Source organism: Sulfobacillus sp. TH-112 (assembly GCF_057473405.1).
Window position 1 is genome coordinate 1 of sequence record NZ_JBYCKN010000020.1, and the last position, 10,528, is coordinate 10,528.

At 51.1% G+C, this 10,528-nt stretch carries 12 protein-coding genes; 2 read left to right on the plus strand and 10 right to left on the minus strand.

Translation table 11 applies throughout. The features are described from left to right. The 5 genes from ACOJWD_RS01265 to ACOJWD_RS01285 form a co-directional block, all read right to left on the minus strand. Window positions 1-364, minus strand: a 364-nt coding sequence (locus ACOJWD_RS01265; RefSeq protein ID WP_486991408.1) for an ATP-binding cassette domain-containing protein, incomplete at its 3' end; no start/stop codon positions are given. Then, the gene (locus ACOJWD_RS01270; RefSeq protein ID WP_486991409.1) at window positions 357-1,337 is read right to left on the minus strand and encodes an ABC transporter ATP-binding protein; all 981 of its coding nucleotides are present in this window, start codon (window positions 1,335-1,337) and stop codon (window positions 357-359) included. The genes ACOJWD_RS01270 and ACOJWD_RS01265, both read right to left, overlap by 8 nt. Window positions 1,338-1,342: 5 nt before the next feature. After that, on the minus strand, window positions 1,343-2,191 hold the full coding sequence (locus ACOJWD_RS01275; protein WP_486991410.1) for an ABC transporter permease: 849 nt from the start codon (window positions 2,189-2,191) through the stop codon (window positions 1,343-1,345). Then, on the minus strand, window positions 2,188-3,183 hold the full coding sequence (locus ACOJWD_RS01280) for an ABC transporter permease (RefSeq protein WP_486991411.1): 996 nt from the start codon (window positions 3,181-3,183) through the stop codon (window positions 2,188-2,190). Before ACOJWD_RS01280 ends, ACOJWD_RS01275 begins: the two co-directional genes overlap by 4 nt. Before the next feature lie 70 nt (window positions 3,184-3,253). After that, window positions 3,254-4,906 carry an ABC transporter substrate-binding protein gene (locus ACOJWD_RS01285; RefSeq protein ID WP_486991412.1) on the minus strand — a complete coding sequence of 551 codons (1,653 nt, stop codon included), beginning with the start codon at window positions 4,904-4,906 and terminating at the stop codon, window positions 3,254-3,256. A 263-nt stretch (window positions 4,907-5,169) separates the two neighbouring features. Here ACOJWD_RS01285 and ACOJWD_RS01290 point away from each other — a divergent pair, with 263 nt between their 5' ends. Further along, complete coding sequence (locus tag ACOJWD_RS01290; RefSeq protein WP_486991413.1) at window positions 5,170-5,922, plus strand: GntR family transcriptional regulator; 753 nt, start codon at window positions 5,170-5,172, stop codon at window positions 5,920-5,922. A gap of 262 nt (window positions 5,923-6,184) precedes the next feature. On the opposite strand, the gene ACOJWD_RS01295 is transcribed toward ACOJWD_RS01290, so the two are convergent. Genes ACOJWD_RS01295 through ACOJWD_RS01310 form a run of 4 tightly spaced genes read right to left on the minus strand, consistent with a single transcriptional unit; the run spans window position 6,185 to window position 8,919 of the window. Next, window positions 6,185-6,895 (minus strand): hypothetical protein, encoded by a 711-nt coding sequence (locus ACOJWD_RS01295; RefSeq protein WP_486991414.1) that lies wholly within the window; start codon window positions 6,893-6,895, stop codon window positions 6,185-6,187. Beyond that, window positions 6,892-7,824: an ABC transporter ATP-binding protein gene (locus tag ACOJWD_RS01300; RefSeq protein WP_486991415.1), complete on the minus strand. Its 933-nt coding sequence runs from the start codon at window positions 7,822-7,824 to the stop codon at window positions 6,892-6,894. The genes ACOJWD_RS01295 and ACOJWD_RS01300 overlap by 4 nt, the downstream gene beginning before the upstream one ends. Before the next feature lie 38 nt (window positions 7,825-7,862). Then, a complete protein-coding gene (locus ACOJWD_RS01305; protein ID WP_486991416.1) occupies window positions 7,863-8,063 on the minus strand; it encodes a type II toxin-antitoxin system antitoxin in 201 nt (66 codons plus the stop codon). 16 nt (window positions 8,064-8,079) lie between these two features. Then, window positions 8,080-8,919: an SPFH domain-containing protein gene (locus tag ACOJWD_RS01310; protein ID WP_486991417.1), complete on the minus strand. Its 840-nt coding sequence runs from the start codon at window positions 8,917-8,919 to the stop codon at window positions 8,080-8,082. Between the two features lie 215 nt (window positions 8,920-9,134). On the opposite strand from ACOJWD_RS01310, the gene ACOJWD_RS01315 reads away from it, so the two are divergent. After that, entirely contained in the window at window positions 9,135-10,151 is a 1,017-nt protein-coding gene (locus tag ACOJWD_RS01315; RefSeq protein WP_486991418.1) for an NAD-dependent epimerase/dehydratase family protein, read from the plus strand. Between the two features lie 121 nt (window positions 10,152-10,272). On the opposite strand, the gene ACOJWD_RS01320 is transcribed toward ACOJWD_RS01315, so the two are convergent. Beyond that, window positions 10,273-10,528, minus strand: a 256-nt coding sequence (locus ACOJWD_RS01320) for a hypothetical protein (RefSeq protein WP_486991419.1), incomplete at its 5' end; no start/stop codon positions are given.

Below are 10,528 nucleotides of genomic sequence, written 5' to 3' on the forward strand. Positions count from 1 at the left end.
ATCCGTGGTAGTTAACCAACGGGCGACTCACTGCATAGCGAATGCTGGTGAGAGGATTTAAGGCCGCATAAGGATCTTGAAACACCATTTGTACATCATGACGATACTGCTTCATATCCTTACGCCATAGGCGATCCGGCCGACCGTTGAAAAGAATTTCGCCGCTGTCAGCCCGTTCCACGCCCGTAATCAGTTTGGCCAACGTGGACTTCCCGCTGCCGCTTTCCCCCACCAACGCCATAATGTGCTTCGGGTCGACCGAAAAGCTGACGTCACGAACCGCCCGAATTTTCTCATCCCGCCGGTTCTTCTTTTGAATATAGGTTTTATTGACCCCGCGTAATTCGAGAATAGGATTACCCACGCGCCTCACCTCCGACCTTCTCCCCCGCCACCCAGCATGCCACACCGAGACCGTTCTGCTCCACAAAGGGCGGCATAACCTCGTAACAGCGTGATTCTACCTTATGACATCGTGGGGCATAGGGACATCCCGGGGGAATCACCGATAGGTCCGGCGGCGTACCGGGAATTCCGACCACCTCCAAGTGCTCACTGCGCGGATCAGGAAAGCAGCGAAGCAGTGCTTCGGTGTACGGATGCTGAGCTGAATGGAGCAGTCCAGCGACACTTTGAATCTCCACGAGTTGCCCAGCATACATCACGGCCACCCGGTCAGCAATCTCCAACACGGTTCCCAAGTCGTGACTAATGAAAATGGAGGAAAAATCATATTGTGTTCGTAACATCTTCAGATTTTGCACAATGAATCTCTGCACGACCACATCAAGCGCGGTGGTCGGTTCGTCAAAGATAATGAGCTTCGGATCCAATACAAGCGCCAACGCTATGGCGATGCGTTGCTTCATTCCACCTGACAGTTCATGAGCATAGTGGTCCGCAAATCCCGGATCAATATTCACCAAGTCCAACATGTCGCTGACCCGCTCTCGCATTCGGGACGAGGACATCGGCTGGTGAGCCAGAATGGCATCTTCAAACTGTCGCCGAATCGTGGTGACCGGGTTCAGCGCGTTCATCCCACTTTGCATGACAACCGCAATGTCAGTCCAACGCCGCTTTCTCAACTCACGCTCCGTCATCGGAACCAGATTGTCACCGTTTAAATACACTTCTCCTGCGGTAATTTGTCCCGGCGGCCGAAGAAGCTTGGCGATGGCATAACCTAGTGTCGACTTACCACTACCAGATTCGCCTACAATGCCTAACGTTTCTCCCGGCTTAAGTCGAAAACTGACATCGCGGACCGCTCGCACACCACCATCGTGAGGACCGTACGTCACGGTCAAATGCTCGACTCGCAATAGGTCGTCCATGTCCCTCACTTCTTTCTTAGCCGTGGATTGGCCATCTCATCCACCGCAAAATTTATCAACACCAACGCCGTCCCTAAGATCGCGATGCACAACCCCGGTGCGAACAACCAGGCCCATTGCCCCTGCAATAGCGCTCCACTGTTCTGCGCCCAATACAGCATAGTTCCCCAACTGTTGATTGACGGGTCACCCAGCCCTAAAAACTCCAAGCCTGCCGCAGCTAAAATAGCTGACACGGCCGCGCCAAGAAAGGTCGCCGCGACCAGAGAAATCATGTTCGGCATAATTTCTCGAAATACAATACGAATCATACTGTCTCCAGAGAAGCGGGCTGCAGCAACATAATCCCGTGACCGAAGGGTGGTCACCTGTGATCGCAGCACCCGTGCACCCCACGCCCAGCCTGTCACCGTAATGACAAAAATAATGAGTAAATTGCCACGCGACGGAGCATAAGCCGCCAAAATAATCATGAGTGGCAGACTCGGAATCACTAAGAAGACATTGATGAGATACGATAAGACATCATCTACAATTCCGGTCAGATATCCACTGACTAATCCGATAAATAACGCGATGAACGTGGCCAAGATCCCGGCGGCAAATCCCACTTCCAGTGATGCACGGGTCCCGTAAACCAATTCTGACCATACATCTTGCCCATTTTGGGTAGTCCCGAGCAAATGATGCCAACTCGGCCCTAACATTGAGGGAAAACTGGTGTTATTTGGTGAGTAGGGGGCAATAAGTGGAGCAAAAATCGCCGCCAATACCATAACACCAATAATCATAACCCCGACCCGCGATAGCTTGTTGCGCCAAAATATCCGTAACACATTCCATGTCGAGGTCATGAGTTCTCCGCTCCTCTCCGAATACGAGGATCTAAAAGGACATTGATAATATCGGCAGCAAAATTCGCAATGACCACGCCGACCACGATCATGAGAAAAATCGCCTGCATCAGAGGATAGTCCTCGTTAGTGACCGCCGTATAAAGAAGGTTCCCCATGCCTGGATAAGCAAACACCAGTTCCACCAAAATTGCTCCACTCACGACGAATCCCAGCGACATCGCAAACCCGGTCAGATTGGGCAAAATGGCATTTCGCGCTGCATAGGACACGGCCAGCATTCTTTCTGGCAATCCTTTGGCACGTGCTAAAACCACATAGTCCTCATTCAAGGCGGCAATCATATTGTTGCGCATTTGTAACTGCCAGCCGCCTAGCGAACTTACCAAGATGGTAAACGCCGGTAGAATCGAATGCCATAAGGCGCTCCCGATAAAAGCCCAAGATAGCGAGGGCGTCATGGACACAGCATATCCTCCACTGAGAGGAAACACATGGACAACGAAGGCAAGGATAAATACACAGATAAGAGCAAACCAAAAATAAGGAAAAGAGGACGTGAAAGTAAATACCGACGTGACCGTTAAGTCCAGCATTGAGCCCCGTCTCCAGGCCGCCCAGACACCCAGTAAGGTACCCATAATGAAACTAATCACCGTGGTGACGCCGATCAAAATCAAAGTCCAAGGTAAGGCTTGAGAAATCATGTGCATGACCGAGTCAGGAAAATAGGTGTAAGACACGCCGAAATTCAAGTGAAAGATGTCGTTCCAGTACTGTAAATATTGGCGAAAGAGACTTTCATTCGAAATCCCCAGCATCACCTTAATCGCATGAATCGCTTGCGGACCCATAGGCCCTTTGCCACGAAACTTCGCCAGCATGGATTCGGCGGGATTGCCTGGCATCAGTCGAGGCAACAGAAAGTTAATCGTAATGGCGGACCACAGCGTCAACAACAACATCACGCTACGTCGCAATAAATATCGCACGCTCGCTTCGCTCCCTTCAGTTTCCCGGCAACCTGCTAGCGGGCCCAGAATTATCCGGGCCCGCCACGTTCTACTTGCGAAGTTTCAAATGGGTGAATTCGACCTCGACATCAGGCCATGTGTAGTCCGGTGTCACATAGGGATTGGACGCTGACGGCCATCCCACAACGTACCGGCTATCATACTCATTCCAGTTCGCGTTATAAAACATGGGGATGACCGGCACCTGAGACAGCATCACCTGTTCCAGTTTCTGAATCACAGCCTTCTGTTGTGTGGAATTAGTGAGCCCTTGGTATTCGGAGAGCAGAGCATCGGTACTCGAACTACTGTAGCGTTCATAGTTGGACGTGGCGACTTTCCCCACGGCAGCGGTATTCGCACTATCCAAATTGTAGTCATAGTAGAAATAAGGGTTGTAGTAATTGATTCCGTAGGTAAGACTCATTTGAAAGTTTCCCGTGTCTAGGTCGTTGGTCCAGGTTGTCACGGAGGGCGTATTGACGTGCAGGGTAATTCCCAGCTTCGCCAGGTCACCCGAGATTATCTGGGAATCCTCAATCCAATCGCTAAATCCCGTCGGTACAGTCATAGTAAACGTCACCGGCTTGCCATTAGGAGCGATGAGCTGTCCTTGGGCATTCTTTTTCATACCGATACTGTTCAGCAACTGCATAGCTTTCGAGGGATCGTAGTGATAATCATATTGACTCACCAACGAGCTATCTAGATACTGGGCCTGACCCGGAAGCGTCAGCCCGGTCATACTCGCGACCGGCTGGTAACCATATTCACCCTTGGAACTCACTTCTTGGCGATTAATGCCATAAGCCATCGCTTGTCGAAATTTCACTTGGTTAAATGGATACTCGGTCAAGTTCATGACCAGGTTCGAAGGCCCTCCTGGGCCAAACCAATAGTGCCGATATTTAGGATCTTTCGAAATATATACTTTTTGCAAGTTCGGGATAAAGGCATTAGCCGCGGTATAGTCGCCATCGGATAACTCTAGTTGCTCAGTCGCTCCATCTTCAGGAACGGCCGGGAATTTAATCGTTTTAATCTCAACCTTATTAGCTTGCCAATAGGTAGGATTCTTTTGCAAAACATATTCCTGCGTGGCAAACGACTTCAACACGTACGCCCCCGTACCAATCGGGTCGGTATCGGCGTAGGTCACAGGATTTTTCACTTTAGACCAAATACTTTCGGGAACAATTGGCGTCTCCGCAATGAAGGTAAAGGCTGGAACATCCGCCTTATTAAAGTCAAACACCACTGTATTCCCCTCGGCGGTGACACTCTTTAGTGTCGGCCACAGTCCGTCCCCATCTAGAGCCGGATATTTCTTTTCTAAATTAAACGTAAATGCGACATCTTGCGCGGTGAAAGGTGTGCCGTTACTCCACTTGACTCCCTGCCGAATGGTGAAGTCCAGTTGGGTCGAATTAACCCACTTATAGGAGGTCGCCAACCATGGTGTTTGATGCCCATTTTGTGCGTTGACCGCATAAAGCGTCTCGTAAATCCATGCCGCTCCAAAGCGAACATTGGGAGAAAACGGATTAAAGTCGTCGATGAAACCCGGAGACCCCGGATCAATCGATAAGGTAATTGTGCTGGCTGAAGTACCATTTGCTTGCGTTGCGGCCGAGCCACATCCTGCCAGCACCACCCCGCCAACCATTGATAAAGCCATCAGAGCCATGCGATTTTTCTTCATTGATTTCGCTCCCTCTCGTTATACCAAGCTAAACACCTTGACAATCGTACGATGAGACATTGAAATGTCTATACATATAGTGCGGCAACTGCTTGCTATTGAAAATGCTCTACACTTCCTCCACACTCTGAATGATCACAGTTTAGTTTTTAAAATTTCAAATGTATATACATTTATACGAAAATTACTTTTACTTGCCTATATCTTGTGACAATAATATATTTATACAAATAGAAAGTGTTTGTGTCAACCGGGAGGGCCATATGAACAAACTCTCATTCAGTGATGAAACATACCTTCATGTGCCAAAATATTTTCGAATCCAACAACAACTCTTTGAAAACATTCGCTCAGGCATTTGGCAGCCAAATGACATGATTCCATCGGAACTTGAACTCTGCCAACAGTTTGGTGTCTCCCGCGGCACCATCCGGCGAGCACTGGATGAATTGTCGCGGCAAGGGCTTATCGCCCGAGCCCCAGGCAAACCCACCACCGTAAACGCTCCTAAAATCCCTCTTTTCTCCAGTGGATTTCGTGCCGATATTGCCAAGAAAGGATTGACTGCCAGCACCAAAGTCCTCTCCATTCACCGCTCCGAAGTACCGCCCGGGATCGATGATGTACTGGAAATTTCTCCCGGATCAATGGTATTGGTGATTGAACGCATTATTGCGGCCAACAATGTGCCGATTATCTATGAAACAGCGCATATCGCGCCTCCTGGAGAGCCCATTCGCGAAGAAGAAATCCAAAGTCGTTCCTTGTTACAACTTATCCCCGAAAAGTGTCATAGCAGCCTTAGAAAGGCTGTCGAGTCATACGAACCGATCGTGTTGTCGCCACAGCAAGCTGAACTTCTGGCTACGCATCCTGGGGCATTAGCCATTCGCGATCAAGCCGTCCTCTTTGGATTAGACAACCATCCGCTCTATGTTTCGACCGCAATCGTTCGCGGGGATAAGGCACGCATCATTACTGAAACGGCGTTTGAAGTAGAGTCTTTGTCATCGTAACGAACCGTCATGGGCAATCACGGCTAGTTAGCGCAAGACACGATCCGCTGCGAGAGCGATGATCGGCGACAGTGGTGCTCTTCCACTCGGTAACCCAGCACGCCATGCCTGGCCCCACGGGTAGGCACTTAATCGCGCCAATCACTCACGTCCCCAGTGACTGCAACGGTAGTTTGCGGTAAGCACCCATCCCATGCGCATCTCAATCTACCAAACTGACGTGGCAGCAATGCCCTTAATGTGGGGTGCGTAGGCAACGAGTCTAGTCCTGCAAATAGAGGACTAACATATGGCGACGAAAGGCTCTAAAGCCGACAGCGGCCAAGATGACCGCAATGACCCCTAAGTAAAGCGCAGCATGCTCCAGCCACGAGAGGCTGAACGATAGATGAATCCATCCTAGAATAAATGGCACTGCCAACAATCCCACGCTGAGGATAGTTACCATATAAGCCGCTCGCTGCTCTCCTACCCGAAGTGCCACAAACGTTCCCACTACCGAGACATAGAGGCTCAGTCCGGCCGTCATACCAAAAGCAATCACCCGACCCTGAGGTTCCGCGAGATATAGCCAATGAAGCCCTTGACCACTGAGCAATGCAAACGCGAGCAACTGCACACCCACGGCGAGCATCGCCGCCACATATCCTACGAAAAATGCGGTTAAGACCTTTCCGCCAAATATGGCCCGATCAGAAAGTCGTGTCGTCAAAAGATAGTCCAACGTATGCCCCACTCGTTCATGTAGCACTAAATCTGGCGCGGTGTTCGCCACCACAATGACTGACGCCACAAGCACATACACCGCAATGAAAATAACGCCTATGGAAATGCCTCGTACCCCGTGATGGGCAAATGTTAGGGCCGGAATGCCTCCCATCGCCACAACCGCCAATAAGAAAACTCCGAGAAATCGTTTGTTACCAAATAACTCCGCCATCTCTTTCCACATCACCGTTAAAAGGTCATTCAATTCTCCGTCCCTCCAATCAGTCGCATATATTCGTCCTCTAACGAGATCCTCTCTGGAACGACAGCACGCACCCCAATGCCGTTGGTCACCAAATGGGCCACCAGGTGTTCGGTGAGACTTTCATCATCCACCGTAGCCCGCCACTCCTGACCACCAATGCGAGCCAACACGACGCCATCGGGAAGACCTAATCCCTGCACTCTCCCCTCATCCAATCCTGACAATGTTAGCCGTATAGTCGGCGCCTCCGCGGCACCTAGCTGATTGGGATTTCCCTGAGCCAAAATATGGCCACTTTGGATAATGGCGACGCGATCACAAATGCGCTGCGCTTCCGCTAGCAAATGGGTGCAAAGAAAGATGGTTCGCCCAGATTCCTCTGCCAATGAGACTAAGAGTTCGCGCACCATGACAATGTTAGAGGGGTCAAGACCTGCCGTGGGTTCGTCAAGAATCAAGATTTGCGGTTCGGACATGAGGGCGCGTGCTAGGCCTAATTTTTGACGCATTCCTTTGCTAAATCCCGATACCCGGTCGGAACGGCGATCCCAGAGGTTGACCCGATGCAATCGATCTTCCACACGAGATCGGATGTCCGCTGCTGATAGTCGGGCGACACGTCCGGCAAATACCAAGTTCTGATAAGCACTAAGGCGTTCATAGAGACCCACGTTGTCCAACATGACACCGGTTGCCGACCGCACCTCGTCTCCTTGGGTTATAGGGTCTTTCCCTAACACTTGCACCGATCCCGTTGAAGGCCGGAGCATTCCTATGAGCATGCGCACGGTAGTGGTCTTGCCCGCCCCGTTCGGCCCTAAAAATCCAAATACGCTACCCGACGCGACACGAAAACTCAAATCCGATACCGCCGTACGCGCACCAAAGTTTCGCGATACCCCCTGGCATACAATCGCTTCTTGCTCCATTAATGGTCTCCTCTCATGACTGGCGCAGTAAATTGGGCCTAGGGTTCATCTGATTTTTCTTCTAAGAGAACTTCTGCTGCGCCGTTTGATGCCTCTATCGTGGTGTGGTGACGCACCATGCGGCCCTTCTGCCGCAATGCATTCAATAGCAAAAATTCGATGTGCCCATTCACGCTACGCAAATCATCCGCAGCCCACTTTTCTAATGCCTCATATACGTCGGGGTCAAGTCGTAACAAGAATCGCTTCTTCATGCTACGAATACAAAGTTCCTGCATTAATAATCGGATGGACCGCTTGGTCCGACGCTAGCACCACCAGGAGATTGTTGACCATGGCCGCCTTCCTTTCTTCATCGAGATCCACTAACCCGCTGTGCAAAACATTGTCGAGTGCCCGATGGACCATCCCTAACGCTCCATCGACGATGGTCTGACGAGCAGCCACAATCGCCTCTGCTTGTTGACGTCTTAGCATGACTTGAGCAATTTCGGGTGCATAGGCTAAATGCGCTAGTCGAGCGTCCAGCACCTCTACCCCTGCGATGGTGAGTCGCTCTTGCAGATTTTTCGCCAAGTCTGCCGATATTAGATCCTGGTTCCCTAAGAGAGTAACCTTATCACGCCCCGCATCATACGGATGCGTTCCCGCCAGTGCTCTCAAAGCGGTTTCCGACTGAATAGACACGAACGACACGAAATCTTCAACATCAAATACGGCAAGCGCACTATCCACGACATGCCACACCACCACCGCCGCAATTTCCACCGGATTACCATTCGCGTCGTTCACCTTCAGCCGTTCACTTGTAAAATTGCGTATACGGCGCGATACGGTTCGTCGCACCGTAAACGGATTGGTCCAGTGCCAGCCGCTGGCACTAATCGAACCGGAATACTGTCCGAATAGCGTCAGAACCTTACTCTCATTCGGTTGAACAACTAGGAACCCACGTGCTATGAGTAAAAACACTGCGATTTCTAAGATATCCCAGATCCTCTTATCGTGAAGGGTGAGAACACCGATACTAAAAATTGCGGCTTCTATCACCACCATCAAAAAACCGGACATTCGCCAGGCATAGCGTTCTCTCACTGAACTCATCCTCGATTCCTGTTTTTGGATCACATGATATCACATTGATATCATCAGTGATGATGCGGTTGCTGTCAATGATTTAGTGATAGAATCACCTCAATACCAGGCACGACTGTAGACGGGCACATCCATAAGATGAAGACCCACGGTGAACAGCGTAGTGGTAGCCTCCCACTCTCACCCAGGGCACGAATGTAGGGAGAAATGATACGATGCGAACCGCACTTATTATCGGCGGCAGTAGCTTCATGGGTCGACAACTGGTTTGGCGTCTTTTAGCTTCCGGTTGGCACGTCACCATATTAAACCGAGGGCAACACGCAGATACCTTTGGCAATCACGTTCAGCGCATTGTCGTCGACCGACGCACACCTCAATTCGAAACGGCGCTGAAAAGTCACCCGCCGTTTGATGCCGTGATCGACTTTGCCGCGTATGGTAAAAGCGATACCAGAGGAGCCGTAGCTGCGCTTAAAGGGCACGTTGGTCACTATCTTTTCATCAGCTCTGGAGCGGCTTACTTGGCAAAACAGGGAGCGGAGCTTCCCGTCCCTCGCTCCTTAGCCGAGGATGACTACCCCGGCCCTCTTGCCACCCCTCCAAAAGACGCTACCGATTTGGTAAGTTGGCGATACGGCGCACGAAAGCGCGAAGCGGAAGCTGAACTGCAATCAGCATGGCTGCGGTACCAGTTTCCCTGCACCGTACTGCGATTACCTATCGTCAATGGTCTCGCAGATCCTGAACAACGTCTCGAAGGCTACCTCTGGCGTTTACGCGATCAAGCGCCCGTCATTCTTCCTGATGGCGGTCAGCAAATGACCCGGCATGTCTATGCCACTGAAGTCGTAAACGCTATCGCCCAGATTCTCGGCATGCATCTGACGTGGGGCAAAGCCTATAATCTCTCCCAAGATGAGGAGATATCTCTTTCCGACTTAGTTCGGATGCTCGCAGTGAGGATGGGCGCTCCTGACCGACAGCTCCCGATAGCTAGCCCCATACTACGCACGGCAGGTCTCGACCCGCGAATGATTTCCCCGTTTAGCGGCAAGTGGACTTCGCGCTTAGACGCGAGTCTTGCCAAAGCGACTTGGGGGTTTACTCACCGCTCCTTAGGCCAATACTTGGATGCCATGGTGGATGCCTTCTTCGCAGATGGCATGACCACCCCACCCGAAAACTACCGGCAACGTGCGAAAGAAATTGAGTTTGCCCGCCATTTTTAGCTTCTGGTTCGGAGCGTTGGAACACGAAAACCAGCGTTTAGCATGCCCGGCCGCACAAGGCCAGCAGGCATAGGCGGTGCTCCAGTGAGATTATAGCGGCATACGAGGACAGTGAACCCGGTCACGGTGGAAGACAGGCTATCAGAACCAACAGATGCACCTGACAAAGGAAATCAATGTCGAAAATAACGGGGCGTGGTGTAAGAGCACATAACGACATCAAGAGCAGGCTACGCAGTTCCACCACAGAAATGCGATCGACCCCACCCCGTACCTGCAATACTGAGGGGCACACGGGCACCGGAAGACCATACTCCATGCAAACTGCCCCCCGAGGCAAAACCCAAAAGTGGACCCGGACGACTTGGCGACGAATG